At 47.1% G+C, this 14813-nt stretch carries 15 protein-coding genes and 1 pseudogene; 9 read left to right on the top strand and 7 right to left on the bottom strand.

Annotation, left to right across the window (positions count from 1 at the left end):
* Window positions 1-104: 104 nt before the first annotated feature.
* From OM95_RS16335 to OM95_RS16350, 4 genes are all read left to right on the top strand, one after another.
* Entirely contained in the window at window positions 105-2123 is a 2019-nt protein-coding gene (locus OM95_RS16335; RefSeq protein ID WP_041876219.1) for a S41 family peptidase, read from the top strand.
* A gap of 312 nt (window positions 2124-2435) precedes the next feature.
* A complete protein-coding gene (locus tag OM95_RS16340) occupies window positions 2436-3545 on the top strand; it encodes a thiamine pyrophosphate-dependent dehydrogenase E1 component subunit alpha (protein ID WP_291516673.1) in 1110 nt (369 codons plus the stop codon).
* Window positions 3545-4600, top strand: coding sequence for a transketolase C-terminal domain-containing protein (locus OM95_RS16345; RefSeq protein WP_041876220.1), 1056 nt, complete (start codon window positions 3545-3547; stop codon window positions 4598-4600). Before OM95_RS16340 ends, OM95_RS16345 begins: the two co-directional genes overlap by 1 nt.
* Window positions 4600-5442, top strand: coding sequence for a class I SAM-dependent methyltransferase (locus OM95_RS16350; protein ID WP_041876222.1), 843 nt, complete (start codon window positions 4600-4602; stop codon window positions 5440-5442). The genes OM95_RS16345 and OM95_RS16350 overlap by 1 nt, the downstream gene beginning before the upstream one ends.
* A 20-nt stretch (window positions 5443-5462) precedes the next feature.
* Here the strand turns inward: OM95_RS16350 and OM95_RS16355 are convergent, their stop codons facing one another.
* Window positions 5463-5828 carry a cytochrome c gene (locus OM95_RS16355; RefSeq protein WP_041876225.1) on the bottom strand — a complete coding sequence of 122 codons (366 nt, stop codon included), beginning with the start codon at window positions 5826-5828 and terminating at the stop codon, window positions 5463-5465.
* Here OM95_RS16355 and OM95_RS17465 point away from each other — a divergent pair.
* From OM95_RS17465 to OM95_RS16365, 3 genes are all read left to right on the top strand, one after another.
* Window positions 5819-5998 carry a hypothetical protein gene (locus tag OM95_RS17465; protein WP_291516675.1) on the top strand — a complete coding sequence of 60 codons (180 nt, stop codon included), beginning with the start codon at window positions 5819-5821 and terminating at the stop codon, window positions 5996-5998. The two genes, OM95_RS16355 and OM95_RS17465, sit on opposite strands and share 10 nt — an antisense overlap.
* Window positions 5995-7767 (top strand): methyl-accepting chemotaxis protein, encoded by a 1773-nt coding sequence (locus tag OM95_RS17470; RefSeq protein WP_291516677.1) that lies wholly within the window; start codon window positions 5995-5997, stop codon window positions 7765-7767. Before OM95_RS17465 ends, OM95_RS17470 begins: the two co-directional genes overlap by 4 nt.
* Window positions 7768-7912: 145 nt before the next feature.
* Complete coding sequence (locus OM95_RS16365; RefSeq protein ID WP_041876227.1) at window positions 7913-8710, top strand: phosphatase domain-containing protein; 798 nt, start codon at window positions 7913-7915, stop codon at window positions 8708-8710.
* A gap of 84 nt (window positions 8711-8794) precedes the next feature.
* On the opposite strand, the gene OM95_RS16370 is transcribed toward OM95_RS16365, so the two are convergent.
* From OM95_RS16370 to OM95_RS16385, 4 genes are read right to left on the bottom strand one after another with little or no spacing between them, the layout of a single operon-like run.
* Window positions 8795-9742 (bottom strand): hypothetical protein, encoded by a 948-nt coding sequence (locus tag OM95_RS16370; protein WP_291516679.1) that lies wholly within the window; start codon window positions 9740-9742, stop codon window positions 8795-8797.
* 39 nt (window positions 9743-9781) lie between these two features.
* On the bottom strand, window positions 9782-10297 hold the full coding sequence (gene pyrE, locus OM95_RS16375; RefSeq protein ID WP_041876233.1) for an orotate phosphoribosyltransferase: 516 nt from the start codon (window positions 10295-10297) through the stop codon (window positions 9782-9784).
* Between the two features lie 33 nt (window positions 10298-10330).
* The gene (gene cutA / locus OM95_RS16380; protein ID WP_041876235.1) at window positions 10331-10645 is read right to left on the bottom strand and encodes a divalent-cation tolerance protein CutA; all 315 of its coding nucleotides are present in this window, start codon (window positions 10643-10645) and stop codon (window positions 10331-10333) included.
* Between the two features lie 2 nt (window positions 10646-10647).
* On the bottom strand, window positions 10648-11688 hold the full coding sequence (locus OM95_RS16385) for a hemolysin family protein (protein ID WP_041876236.1): 1041 nt from the start codon (window positions 11686-11688) through the stop codon (window positions 10648-10650).
* Between the two features lie 225 nt (window positions 11689-11913).
* Here OM95_RS16385 and OM95_RS16390 point away from each other — a divergent pair, with 225 nt between their 5' ends.
* A complete protein-coding gene (locus OM95_RS16390) occupies window positions 11914-12714 on the top strand; it encodes a dienelactone hydrolase family protein (RefSeq protein ID WP_041876239.1) in 801 nt (266 codons plus the stop codon).
* Window positions 12715-12810: 96 nt separating this feature from the next.
* The gene (locus OM95_RS16395; RefSeq protein WP_041876242.1) at window positions 12811-13290 is read left to right on the top strand and encodes a hypothetical protein; all 480 of its coding nucleotides are present in this window, start codon (window positions 12811-12813) and stop codon (window positions 13288-13290) included.
* Window positions 13291-13359: 69 nt separating this feature from the next.
* On the opposite strand, the gene OM95_RS16400 is transcribed toward OM95_RS16395, so the two are convergent.
* The gene (locus tag OM95_RS16400; RefSeq protein WP_041876245.1) at window positions 13360-13728 is read right to left on the bottom strand and encodes a CrcB family protein; all 369 of its coding nucleotides are present in this window, start codon (window positions 13726-13728) and stop codon (window positions 13360-13362) included.
* 224 nt (window positions 13729-13952) lie between these two features.
* A pseudogene (fusA, locus tag OM95_RS16405) lies at window positions 13953-14813 on the bottom strand (elongation factor G); the annotation flags it as partial.

The raw sequence follows: 14813 nt of genomic DNA on the forward strand, positions 1-14813 counted from the left end.
TAATTTATAACGTGCTTCATAAATTGCATGCCTCCTTCTAAATCTTTGATAATCTAGTGAAATCAGTTGGGCTTCCTTAGGAGAAGCCTCATGGAAGGATCAGCATGAGTTCATTCTCAAATGGCGTTAAAGGTTTCATTATTGCCGGCTCTTTAGCCGTTTCCTCTTTAGCTTCCGCGCAGCTTAAAGAGGGCTTAGAGTGCCGTTATCTCACCGTGATCGAACAAGGTTTCTTGGCAAATCATGTGAAGTACTCTAACCGCGATACAGAATTGCAAGTGCGGGTGATGGATCAATATCTGAAACGTTTGGATCCTTCAAAAATATATCTGACTCAGGCTGATGTGGACTCTATCAAAAAAACAGCCGGCAATGTTTTTGATAAAACTAAAAACCGCGATTGTTCTTTTCTTGAAGCCACACAAAAAATCGTTTTGCAAAGAGTCCAAGACCGAGCTGAGTTCGCGAAGAAATACTTGGGCAAAGATTTTAAATTCGAAGCACAAACGGAATTTACTTTTGATCCTGATAAAAAGCCTTGGCCTAAGGACTCTGCTGAAGCTAACGAATATTTGAAAAAATATATCCAGTTCCAAATCGGCAACTACCTGGCGACGGACATGAAGCTTGAAGAAGCAAAGAAGAACGTCGCTAAGAACTATGAGCGCGCTGTGAAGAGAACTCAAGAAACTTCATTGGATGATTTGTTCTCGGGTTATCTGGACTCTTTTGCCCGAGCTTTGGATCCTCATTCCAGTTTCTTCTCGCGCGATGTCCTTGAAGACTTCGAAATTCAAATGCGTCTTTCGTTGGAAGGTATCGGCGCGACACTTTCGTCGCAAGATGGCTTCACCGTTGTTGAACAATTGGTTCCAGGCGGAGCCGCGGCGAAGTCGGGCCTGATTGAGCCTCAGGATAAAATCATCGCCGTCGGTCAGGAAAAAGGGCCGATGGAAAACGTGATCGACATGGATTTGAAAGATGTTGTCAAAAAAATCCGTGGTAACAAGGGTACGAAGGTTCGTTTGACGATCCTGCGTAAATCCGGTGATGCCAAGAATCGCTTCGATGTAACTTTGACTCGTGAAAAAGTAAATTTGGAAGACGAAGCCGCGTCGATTATCTATCAAGACAAAGAAATCAATGGTCAAAAAAAGAAATTGGGAATCATCAACTTCCCATCTTTCTATGCGGACTCTCGTCGCGGTGGTCGCTCGTCAGCGGCCGATATGAAAAAGCTGATCAAAGAAGCTAACGAGAAAAAAGTGGATGGACTTGTTCTGGATCTTTCCAATAACGGTGGGGGATCTTTGGAAGATGCGGTGAAGATCGCGGGTCTGTTCTTCCAAACAGGCAATGTCGTAAAACAGTCTTCAAAGAATGAAGGTCGGGCAGAGTCTGCTTTGCGTGACACAGATCCTGCAGTCGACTGGGCGGGGCCTTTGGTGGTTCTGACAAGTCGTATTTCAGCTTCTGCTTCTGAGATCGTGTCGGGAACGTTGCAGGACTATAAACGTGCTGTCATTGTCGGCGGCGACCACACTTACGGAAAAGGATCCGTGCAATCTGTATTGCCAATTCCGAATAACTTAGGCGCGATCAAAGTCACCGTGGGAATGTTCTTCATCCCGGGCGGCAAGTCGACACAGCATCGCGGTGTGGATGCGGACGTGGTTCTTCCAGGTCCATTCAGTACGGATGATATCGGCGAAAAATACATGGATTATTCTTTGCCTCCTAAGACGATCGATTCTTTCTTGTCTCCTGATGCTTACGTCAAAGAAGGCCCTGGAGCTTGGAAAGAGCTGAAGTCTGAATGGATCAAGTCGTTGAAGGAAAGATCTTCAGACCGTGTTGCCAAAAACGATGAATTCAAAAAAATCGTGGATGAGTTGAACAAAGCCAAAGCGCGCGGAAAATTAATCCGTGTGAGCGAAGTGCTGAAAGATAAAAACGAAAAAGATAAAAAAGAAAAAGCGAAAAAGACTGCTAGTAAGGCTAAGAAAAATGAAGAGTACCTGAAGCGCCCTGATATTCAGGAAGCTGAAAATGTACTTCTTGATTTGATCCAGTTGCAGGAGGGAAAAACTCTTGTGGCTCCCAAACAAGCCAGCGCCAAGTAGCTTCGTTCCACGTTCGTTGTTGTTAAGCCCAGAAGAAATTCTGGGCTTTTTTTTTGCTTTGGGCTGCGAGCGACGGCTTTAAGGATCAGTGCAGAGCTCGGTTCGCGCCTTCGTGGTGCCACCGAAGGCCGCACTTTTAGTGCCCGGCTGGCGCGGGGTTGATGTTGGAATGGGGCATTTTCTTGTTTTTTAGGCAGGGGAAGGCGGTTTAATTGGTTTTCAGGTTTTTTTGGGGGTTCTTTGGCCGTGACAAAAGCGTCTCTTTTCGCTTAGATAAAGCGGCAATTGAGGACCTATTTTAAGGGGTAGTTCATGTCTAAAAAGACCACTGTGAAAGCGGGCCGTAAGTCCGCGGCCAAAAAGCCTGCGAAGGCGGCGGCTAAGACGGCTGTGAAGACTTCCAAGAAGGCATCGGCCAAAGCGGATAACTTTGGTGGGTTGTCGGAAGATCTTTTACTGCGTATTCATGATTTGATGGTGAAATCGCGCGTTCTTGAAGAGCGTTTGATTAAGATCTACAAAGCGGGTGAGGCTTATTTCTGGATCGGCGGTCCTGGTGAGGAAGCTTTTGGCGTACCACTGGGTTTGTTGGCTCGCAAAGGCCAGGGGCCTGCTTATGACTGGTTCCATCTGCACTATCGTTGCACACCAACGATGGTTGCATTGGGGATGAATATGGTCGATTCGATTCGTTTGATTATGAATCGTGCGACAGACCCTTCGACTGGAGGCCGTAACTTTGCCAATCACTATTGCTTCCCTCAATGGAACGTGGCTCCTGTGACTTCTCCTATCGAAGTTCAGTATCCCTTGGCTTGCGGGACGGCGCACGTGCAGAAGCGTTTTGGTAAAAAGGCGCTTTCGATCGTGACGGGTGGTGACGCGGGAACGGCAGAAGGTGATTTTGCATCGGCGTTGATCCTGGCTTCTCGTAAGGGACAAGAGCTACCGGTTCTTATCACAGTTCAAAATAATAAATTCGGTATTTCGACTCCGTTTGAAGGTCAGCACGGCGAAACGCATATTGCGGATCGTGCGAAGGCGTTCAATATTCGCGCTCGTGTAATTAACGGCAATGACCCTGTGGAAACATATTTGGCACTCCAAGAAGAGATGGAGTACATCCGCAAGACTGGAAATCCTTCATTCATTGAAGCTCATGTCAGTCGTCTTTATGGTCACTCTTCTGCAGACGGTGCCAACAAAAAAGCGCACTTGGTTGATCCGGTTTTCACATTTGAAAATCGGTTGATCGATGCGGGCATTTTGTCGGAAAAAGCGGCGAAGAAAATCTGGGAAATCTATGAGGCTGAAGGTGTGGCCGCGCAAGAGCAGGCTCGTACTGAACCCGTACCGACGCCTGAATCTGTTTGGGAAAACGTTTACGTTGATAGCGAAAATGCAGACTGGAGAAAATTCTAATGGCAAGCGTAGCACAAGCTATCAGAATGGCCCTTCACTATGGTGAAACAAATCTGGGCGTAAAAGATATTTTTGGACAGGACGTGGGCGCGCCGTTAGGTGGTGTGTTTACGGCGACGCAAGGTCTTAAGACAGCGTGGAACTCACCGTTGGATGAGCGTGGTATCATCGGCATGGCAATGGGCATCGCAATGGGTGGCGACAAGTGCGTCGCCGAGATCCAATTTGCGGACTACATCTTCAATACGATCGACCTGTTGAAAATTGCCGGGAACACCTTGTGGTGTACGAACGGGCAAGTGCAGTTGCCGATGGTTGTGATGACTCCGGTGGGCGCGGGGATCTTTGGATCTGTTTACCACTCGCACTCGTTTGATGCGTGGGCGTCTCGCCTTCCGGGTTGGAAAATCGTGATGCCTTCAAATCCTTTGGACGCTTATGGCTTGATGCTAGCGGCAATCAAAGATCCGAATCCAGTTTTGTATCTTAAATCAAAAGCTTTGATGCGCCATAAGGGCGACGAGTTGATCCCGGGCGAACCTGCTGATGAAAAAGAATTAAAAGCGATGATTGATAAGCCGGTGCAAAATGCAGAAGGCTGGAAACCTCGTTGGCCAGATTTGGAAGAGTACATCGTTCCCATCGGCAAAGGTAAAATCACTCATGCAGGGGAACATATCACTGTGGTTACCTACAGTCGCATGGTTCACCTCTGTGATGAAGTGGCTCTTAAACTTGCGGGCGAAGGCATCTCTGTAGAGGTGATCGATCTTCGTTCTATTTATCCTTACGACTGGCAGATGATTAAGTCCTCGATTGAAAAAACAGGACGTGTTTTGTTCGTGAATGAAGACACTGAGGTCACAAACTTCGGCGAGCACTTGGCTTACCGTGCGACACAAGAGTTGTTCTATCAATTAATGGCGCGTCCTCGTGTGTTGGCCGGGAAAAACCTGCCAGGTATTGGTCTGCATCCCAATCTAGAGAAGAACTCTGTTCCTCAATTGAATGACATTGAAACGGCGATTCGTGAAGTCGTGGCGGAAGTACCCTAATGGCAAAAATGGATCTGTCGCATAAGAAAAAGGTTCGCCGTCGTGTGAACAAAAAAAACTCTAAGGTTCACTTCGATAAATACGAACTTTATCGCAAGGCGGTTCAATCCGCCGAAAACGATGTGGTTTTTATTCGCGACACTTACAAAGAGTTGAAAGGCAAGAGCCCTCGGACCTTCCGTGAAGACTTCTGTGGCACCTTCGCCTTGTCGACAGAGTGGATTAAACTAAATCCTCGTCACGAATCGATCGGCATTGATCTTGATCCCGAACCGATGGCCTATGGTCGTCAGAATTACCTGGTGAAACTTCGTCCGGAACAGCAGCGTCGTATGAAGCTGATCGAAGGCAATGTTCTTGATCCCAACTTGCCCAAGGCCGATGTCGTCGCCGCGATGAACTTTTCTTACTTCTGTTTCAAGCAACGTGAAGTCATTAAAAAATACTTCACCAGTGTACTGAAAACATTGAATAAGGACGGAATGTTTCTAGTGGATATTTTTGGTGGCAGCCAATGTTATGATGCTATCGAAGACATGATTAAGCATGACGGATTCACTTATTACTGGGATCAGACCAATTTTGATCCTGTGACCAACGAAGCTCTTTTTCACATTCATTTTCGCGTGGGTGGAAAAAAGATTGAGCAGGTTTTCACTTATGACTGGAGAATCTGGTCGATTCCTGAAATTCGCGACATCATGATGGAAGCGGGTTTTAGAAAGACCCATGTCTATTGGGAAGGAACCGCCAAAGACGGCTCCGGAGACGGAAATTTCACCCGTGTCGATCACGGGGAGTCTTGTCAAAGCTGGATTGCTTACGTTGTTGGCGAAAAATAAGGCGGGGAAACCCGCCTTTTTTATTTTCCGTTTTTCAAAAACAAAACATAATACGTGATAGAAGCGCGCTCTTCCTCGCTTAAAGCCTTAAATGGGGCCATAGCTGTACCGGGAACTCCGTCCGCAATGGTTTTGAAGATATTTTCGGGCTTATCGCCATTCACAAAAGTAGCATGTCTGAAATCGCGGGGTTTGGGCTTCATCATTTTGCCCGCAGGCCCAGACCCGTCACCCTTTTCGCCGTGGCAAGCCAGACAGTTTTTTTGATAAAGGGCTTTCCCGGCTTCAATACGTGCTGGCGTCGAAGGGGGAAGGTCCGCGTAGCTGATGCTTGAGCAGAACAAGACCAGGGCTAAGGTGGAAATAGCTTGAAGTTGTGGCTTCATCGATTGAGTCTCCTCTTGAAGGTGAGTTTTCGAACTTTAGATTTATCGGCGGATTTTCTATTACTTCCATCACAGCCGAGGGTGGATTTATTAAAATAACCAATGAAGCTCTTCATGAGCCCAAAGGATTGACCGAAAAACTGGGTGTAATTACGGGAGTATGCACATGAAGGTCAGCTTAGAGACGAAGATTGCCGTTCTTATCACCATTCCTTTATTCGCTTTTGTGGCCTTAAGCGGATTCTATATTTGGAACAATTGGCGTGGATATCAAGAAGCCAATAACACGCTGGTGATCACCAACCTTTTTTCCACCACCGCCAAATTAGTTAAAGAACTGCAATCCGAACGTGCCGGTGTCGGTTCTATTCTTATCGGCGCCGAAACTATCGAACAGATCCAGGAAAAACGAAAGAATGTCGACGTGGTCACTGCCGATTTTCAAAACTTTTTAGCGAACAGCTCTTTACCGCCGGAAGTGAAAGAGTCGCAAAAGGAATTTAGCACCCGACTTCTGGAAGTGCGCAAAGCTGTGGATACGGAAATTTCCGGAGAGATTTTTGAAGTCTACGATGATCTGATTTCACGCCTTCTGCATTTTGAAATCCTGGTCGCCCGACAAATCTCTTTGGCGCACGTACAATCAAATCTGATTAATATCAACATTTTGGAGCAGTCGCGGGAATCCGGGGCACGCTTACAATCCATGTTGCTACCAATTCTTCTGGCCAACGCCCCCTTAAGCACGAGCAACGTCGGCAAGATGGAAAAGCTTTATAATGGGATTGTCGGCAATATCGAAAACCCGCTTTTAGATATCTCCCCCGAGGTTAAACAAAGTCTGGAAGCCTTCAAGCAGAATGAAGACTGGCAAATGATCTCGATGATTTATGAAGCGATCGTGGCGAAGTCCGCAGAAGGGCAGTACGGTCTGGATCTAGGGGGATTTAACGAGGCTATGGCCAAAGCCGTTCTTCTTTTGGATGGACCGATTGAGCAAATTCTGACGGAAATCAAAGGACAGGTCGAAGTGGTCACTGACAATGCCATTCGTTCGGCTGTGTTTATGTCAGGCTTGATTTTACTTTCCCTGTTGATCATTTTCGTTATCGTGAAAAGTTTCACAATGAAGCTGTCCCGCACGTTGGTGAAGATAGCAGAGAATCTTCTTTCGAATGCGGAAAATGTCGCGCATGCGTCTGAGGGGATGGCTTTAACGGCTGAAACTTTATCAGCGGCGACCTCAGTGCAGTCCCAGTCCTTGCAGCAGACGACCTTCAGTGTCGAGAATATCTCGACGACGATCGGGTTGAATGCGCAAAACGGAGTGCAAGCCAGCTTGCTTTCGGGTTCGGCGAAATCAGCGGCGGAAAAAGGCGAGAGCGAGATTTCTAAATTGATCGCGGCCATGGAAGAAATCGCCGGTAGTTCCAAGCGCATTGAAGAGATCGTGACCGTGATCGATGACATCGCCTTTCAAACAAATCTTTTGGCTTTGAATGCCGCTGTGGAAGCGGCTCGTGCGGGGGAACAGGGGAAAGGATTTGCTGTCGTCGCGGAAGCCGTCAGAAGTTTGGCCCAACGAAGCGCCTCTTCCGCCAAAGAGATCAGCGATCTTATTAAAGACAATGTCGCCAAATCAAGACATGGTTCCGAGGTGGCGCATTCAAGCAAGGTTGCTTTAACCGAGATCATCGAACATGTGAATAAAGTCGCCTCGATCAATTCGGAAATTGCGACCGCCAGTCAGGAACAATCGCGCGGGATTGAGGCCATCACGGTGGCGATGACGAGCCTTGATGATATCACTCAGAAAAACAATCACACGAGTGAACAGGCTGTGAAATCGGCGGAATCACTGGCGCAGCAATCCGTGGGTTTAAAAGACGCCATTAATTCGCTGGTCGATCTGGTTCACGGTGGTAAGACTCAGTCGTAACTGTTCTGGTCCCTTCCTTGCTTCTTAGGAAGGGCATGACATTTAAGTGCTTTAAAACCTATCTTAAGCTCCCTCAGAGCCGCGGGCTGGCGCTTGCTGTCTATTTTTTAGTCGGTCATCCCACTTTAAATGGAAAGGGTCGCGTATGAAACTTCTGTCGGGCATTGTTCTTTTCTTGAGCCTTTTGTCCCAAGTCGCCTTGGCAAAGATTCTGGTTATTTCAGATATCGACGACACAATTAAAGTCAGTAACGTACTAAGTAAGAAGCGCGCAGCCACCTCTTTTTTTGATGACGACAGCCGCTTTGCCGGTATGAGTGAATTGTATCAAGAGTTGAAAATTGCTTATGGAGACGACATCGAGTTTCACTATGTCAGTCTGGCGCCCAGGATTCTTATGGCAGGACGGCACACTGAATTTTTGGAAGAAAACAACTTTCCTCTGACTAAACTTCACACCAATCCCGGCATTGCTCAAGACCCGGAACTGAAGCAAAAAGTCATTCGTCAATTGCTGGTGCAAAAGCGTCCCGAACTGGTGATTTATTTCGGCGACAACGGTCAATTCGATGCTTCTGTTTACAACCAGATGGTGAAAGAGCATCCGTACATTCCCGCGGTTCAGTACATCCGAGAGGCTTATTCAAAACTGGCGGACTCTAAATATCCGACTATGGAAGGCCAAATCGGCTTTGTCACTTCGGTGGAGCTGGTCATTGACCTGATTCAACGTGAAATTCTTCCCGTCAAATCGTACCAGCGTATTGAAAAAGTCGTTTATAAACGTTTAAAGCGCGACGATGGGTCGGAAAACTTTGGCCACATGGTTTTCCCTAGTTGGCAAGACTGCCGCGATTTCAAATGGCAATGGGAACTGCCCAGCACCACTCAAAAGCTTGAAGTCATCAAGGCCGCCATCGCGAAAAGATGCGCCCAGGGCTAACTTCTTCGACGGAGACGAGAAATGAAACGAGCCAAGTGCGCGGTCATAATTGACTGTGAATAAAAAAAGCCCTTACGGGCTTTTTTAGTTAATACCTTTGCCAGATGTTGCCGGTCGAGGCGGTGGTTGTCGTGGTGAGCTTCCACCAAAAGGTGGCGGCTGGTTTGGAGAGGCCCGGCGAAGTCCCATTCCTATGTGGGCGCAGAAATCCGCTTTTTGATCTAAGGACCCTCTTTTAATGTTGCAAGAGTCAGCGATGACTCCACACATTTTATAAGTCTCTTGATCCGACATTTGCTTTTTGAAATATTTGTCTCGAATTTCAGACAGACATCTTTTTAGCCCCATACCCTCATCACCAGAGCGAACAAAGTCTATCGCTTTCTCTTTTTTCTCTCCGGCCACTGTGTATTCCGGCTCAAGTGCTTGATTCAACTTTTCTTTAAAGAACGCTCTTTTTTCATCAAGAGTCAGTTCTTCTAAGTGGCCTTGAAATAAGTAATCAAGACTTGCCTTAGGGCCGTTACCGCCACCCCAAAAACCGTAATTCGATTTGAATCCCAACTTCTTCGCAAGCGCATCGTAACTGTCTTCAGAAGGAACCTTGTCTCCTGTGATGAACATTGAGAACTCTTTCCAGTCTTGCGCAGTCATGTCATGCATGTTCTTTGAGCGACTTCCCATATCAGACACGGTAAACTCACTACACACACCATAGACCTGAACTCTTTTGATAACTTCCTTAAGGAAGACTTCTTTCGCGTCAGAGTCACGCACTATGCCGCGCCCACCATCCTCAGTCAGTTTGTTTTCACGGACTAAAAGACCTAACAGCGCGATCCATCGATGAGAGGGATTAAGTTCAATTCCTTGATCGGCATAATACTTCGAAATGCCGCAAGTCACGCACTCAAGGGAACTGAGTTGTAAAGATGGATTTGTAACACAATTAAACTTATCATACTCCGCCAGCGCACTAGCGGAGGAGAGGACCATGGCGGCCGTTGTAAGGACTGATAGAAACCTTTTCATTCGGATTCTCCTGGTAGGTAAACCAGTCCTTTATATCGGCTAAAAATCGGATTTCTTGAAGAGTGGACTAAGGGCTAGGCCCACTTCGGTCAGTTTAGGTTCGGGGAATACAGGTCCGCGGTGGATCACGCAAAGGACATGGCTGATTTTTGCCCCCAAAGAACGTAGATCCGCCGTGGATAGGACGACCTGACCGCCCGTCGTGACGACATCCTCAATCACACAGACATTCTTTCCTTTGATATCCAGGCCTTCGGCAAACTGACAGGTGCCGTACTCCTTCGCTTCTTTTCTAACGAACACACAGGGAAGCCCGGTTTCCAAAGAAAGAGCGGTGGCGATGGGAATGCCGCCCATTTCCAGACCGGCCAAAACTTCGGTGCCAGCGGGGATGAGCGGAGCCATGTGTTTTGCGATTTCGCGAAGCAAGGCGGGCTGTGCCTCAAAACGATACTTATCAAAATATTCGTTCGAAATCTGCCCCGAACGAAGTTTGAATTCTCCGGTCAAGTGAGCAACGTCGTAAATCTTCTTGGCAAGTTCTTGCTTAGTCATGATGGCTCCTGCGGTTTTAGGCCATCATAGGGGCTACTTCATGCTTTCTTCAAGCCACTTCTTGTAGGAGTCGTTGATTCCCAGGACGGGGAGAGTCATCACGCAGGGCACTTCGTAAGGATGAAGCTGCATCACTCGTTTTGTGATTCTTTCCTGTGCGTCAGAGGTTTTCAAGGCTTTTAAGATCAGGATATGCTCAGAGCTTGTCTCTATTTTTCCTTCCCACCAATACATCGATTCCATACCGGAAACAATGTTCGCACATCCCACCAGTTTTTCTTCCAGTAAAGTCCGGGCGATTTTCTGTGCTGTGTTTTTGTCAGGACAGGGGATGTAGAATAGAAGCATGCTTAACTCCGGCGGAGTTTTTGTTTGCGAAGCTGCCACTGCTCCAAAGCAAATTTTCGCATGTCTTCGACATTGTCCAACTCGTCAACGATCTCAACACCCAACAGTGTTTCAACGGCGTCTTCAAGACTGACTAATCCCGCAACAATACCGTATTCATCGACGGCCAAAGCGACATGCTCTTTTTCTTTAATAAAGAAGTCTAAAACTTGTGACACTGTCATGCGTTCGGGAATGCTGGAAATTGGTGTGACCATTTCGCCGATTTTTTTGTCGTGCTGGTCGTTGGAAAGGGCTTCGTGGATTTTATATCGGTAGGTCATGCCCGTGATGTTATCAAGACTTCCGGCATAAACGGGAATACGGGAAAAACGGATCGGACGATACTTGTTGAAAACTTCCTCCACCGTCAGATCTTTTTCCAGAGCGAAAAAGACCGACCGCGGAGTCATAATGTCCGAGACGTAAATCTTGTCCAACATCAAAAGATTTTTAATGATATTCGATTCTTTGCCCTTCAGAGTTCCTTCTTCGACGCCCATTTCGGCGGTCATAAGAATCTCTTCGCGAGTCACTTCGGGGTCCTCGGATCTTCTTTGGAATAAACGCCCCAGCCATTCCGACATGATCACCAGCGGATAAAGCAAAATAATCATAAGCTGAATGGAGTACGCGGCGAAAGGCAGCAAAGACTTCCAGTGCGCGGCACCGACGGACTTGGGAATGATTTCAGACAGAATCAGAATGAGAAAAGTCAGAACAAAGGAGGCAACGGTGACCGCATGTTCGCCATATTGAATTTGAATCTGATAGGCAATGGCCGCGGAACCCAAAGTATGAGACACCGTATTTAAAGTCAGAATCGCGGAAATAGGGCGGTCCAGGTTTTCTTTGAGGTGTTCAAGAAGTTTCGCGCTTCGTCTGTTTTCTTTTACGAGCACTCCGATGTACGCAGAGGTCGACGTTAAAAGAACGGCCTCTAGCATAGAGCATAGAAATGAAATACCAATCGTGGTGAAAAATAAAATAATAATCAATGTCATAGATGAGAATCGTCAGAGCTGAATTTGAAAAGGGGCTTACGCCTGTAATGGTTCATCAGGCTTTTAGTGTAGCACAGGAGGCAAGGCGCCTGTCTATAACGCAACTTGCAACCAGTCCTGTTTGAGCCCCAAAGGACGCAGTTTTGCGTCAGCGCAATTTTAAGAGCCCTCTTTTGACCTTGTGAAGGCGGACTCATAGACTTTAGTCATAAAAAGGAGTTGAGAATGAAAGGCATAGCTTCGGTACTTGCTCTATGGGGATTTCATTTATTAGCCACGTCAACATCGTTGGCAGCTATTAAAACTGAAACAGTGGAATACAAAGATGGCAAAACGGCGTTAGAAGGTCATCTGGCTTATAACGATGACGCGAAATCGACTCGTCCTGCCGTTTTGATTGTCCATCAATGGATGGGCCTGACGGACTATGAAAAGATGCGGGCGCAACAATTGGCGGAAAAAGGTTACGTCGCTTTCGCGATTGATATTTATGGAAAAGGGGTTCGTCCCACATCCGCCGAAGAGGCGGGTAAGACGGCGGGACTTTATCGCAGTAATGACACCAAACTTTATCGCCAAAGAATCAAAGCCGCTTTGGACTATATTGTAAAAGATAAAAAAGTGGATGTTAAAAACATAGTGATTATCGGTTATTGCTTTGGTGGCGCTGGTGCTTTGGAGGCCGCTCGTGCGGGCTTCCCAATCAAAGGCGCGGTGAGTTTTCATGGTGGCCTAAAAACTCCGAAACCGCAGGAGACAAAGAATCTTAAACCGAAACTTTTGGTTCTTCATGGAGCGATTGATCCCAATGTGCCTCGCCCGGAGGTGGAAGCTTTCATGGATGAAATGAATAACGCAAAGGCGGACTATCAGTTTATCGCGTACTCGGGTGCTGTGCATGCTTTTACACAAAAAGAGGCCGGCAATGACATTACAAAAGGCGTGGCCTATAACGAAGCTGCAGACCGCAGATCATGGCAGGCCTTTATGGACTTCCTGAATGAAGTCAGTCCTGTGACTAAATAGTCGACAGACATGAAATTTTTAACATGAAAGGCCTCTGCTCATGGCGGGGGCCTTTTTTTGTGCTAAAGACTCGTTTGCATATCAAAGGGGTTATTCATGAAATCTGTATTATTTGTAGCACTTATTGCTCTTTCATTCACAGCTCACTCTGCTGTAGCTACTACGTCTCAGGTGGAAGACGTTGTTTCTGCCAAAAAGGGAAAAGGCAAATCTGAGCCTGCACCCAAAGATCGCGACGACCGTGATGGCGGCAAAGAAGAAGTTGATCCTCGCGAAGAAACTTATGAAGGAAATGATCGCGGCGAGGGCGGTGGTTACTTCGATGGTGGTGGCTACGACGATGGCGGCGGCATGGCTGGCGAAATCTTCACGGTCCCATCTGGCAAGACTTATCCGGTAACAACACATGTAAAAAAAGAAGACCGTGGCGACGTGATTGTTTACACAACGACAGTGCAAGAAGATATCAGCGCATCTGAAACCTGCACAACAATCGTTACAACCGTGGTGGCAAAATCCACCGGAAAAGTGATCTCTACTGATAGCAACGAATTCTGCAACCGTTGGCCACTTTAAGATTTTAAATATCTAGGATCATATTTTTAGTGAAGCAAAGAGGTCGATGTCACATCGGCCTCTTTTTTTTTAAATCAAACGTCGAGTCAACATGACGGCCACAAAGGCCGAAAGCACACCCAGAATAGGGCTGCCAATAAGGTAAGAAAGACTTAGAAAAGCCTTCCCTTTAAAAAGCAAATCCAAGGATTGCAATGAGTAGGCCGAGAACGTCGTAAACCCACCGCACAAGCCCACCATAAGCCCCGTCAACAAAGCCTGCGACATCACACCTCGTTCGCCAAGGGCGTAAATGATCCCAGCCACAAAACATCCCGTAAGATTGATTGCAAAAGTATTTAAGGGGAACCCCGCCGATGAGGGCGCAAGCCAACGATCCACTCCATAGCGACCTAGAACTCCCAGTATCCCAAAAAAAATAACCAAAAGAATTTGCATGCCTCTATGAAAGCAAACCTACAGCCCCAATGTCAAAAGATACACAGACGACCCCGAAGAGCCCGCGACAGCATCGTGGCTTGGCTTAGGAGGGGTTTAGGGCTGTGACGCGAAGGAAGGCCTTTGTCGACGCCGCGATGGCGCGCCGCCCGCAGAAGGCAAAAAAAAAGCCCCGTGTTTCCACGGGGCTTTTTAGTTCAAAAAGAACCAAGTTAATTCGGCAATTACTTCTGCTCAGCCGCGCGCTTAGCTTGGTATTTTTTAACAAGCTCTTCTTGGATATTACGAGGTACAGCAGCGTACTTCGCGAATTCCATAGAGAACTCACCTTTACCTTTAGTCGCAGAACGAAGATCCGTAGAGTAACCGAACATTTCTGTTAGTGGTACTTCGGCTTCGATCACACAGTTACCTTCGAAAGCTGTTGTAGCTACGATAGTACCGCGGCGTTGGTTGATTTGACCAACAGCTGCACCTTGGTATTCGTCTGGAACTGTCGTCTCAAGCTTCATGATAGGCTCAAGAACAGTTGGTTTTGCTTGAGGGTAAACCTCACGAAGAGCCGCCATACCAGCGATTTTAAACGCCATGTATGAAGAGTCGACGTCATGGTATGCACCGTCATCCAAGTGAACTTCAACACCCACGATTGGGAAGCCGATAAGAGGACCTTTAACAGTTTGCTCTTTGAAACCTTCTTCAACAGCTGGGATGAATTCTTTAGGGATACGACCACCGACAACGTTGTTAACGAATTTAAACGTTGAACCGTCTTCTTGTGGTGGAAGCGGAAGGATTTTACCCACACACTTCGCGTACTGACCCGAACCACCCGTTTGTTTTTTGTGAGTGTAATCGTAAGCAGCCTCTTGAGAGATTGTCTCACGGTAAGCAACCTGTGGTTGACCCACGATCACTTCACAGTTGAACTCACGTTTCATACGTTCGATGTAGATCTCTAAGTGCAACTCACCCATACCGGAGATGATAGTCTCGTTGGATTCCTCGTCACGGTGTACGCGGAAAGTAGGGTCTTCCTTACGGAATTTTTGCAACGCTTTAGAGAAGTTATTCGCACCGGCTTT

It is taken from the genome of Bdellovibrio sp. ArHS (assembly GCF_000786105.1).
In the GTDB taxonomy this organism is placed as follows: Bacteria; Bdellovibrionota; Bdellovibrionia; order Bdellovibrionales; family Bdellovibrionaceae; genus Bdellovibrio.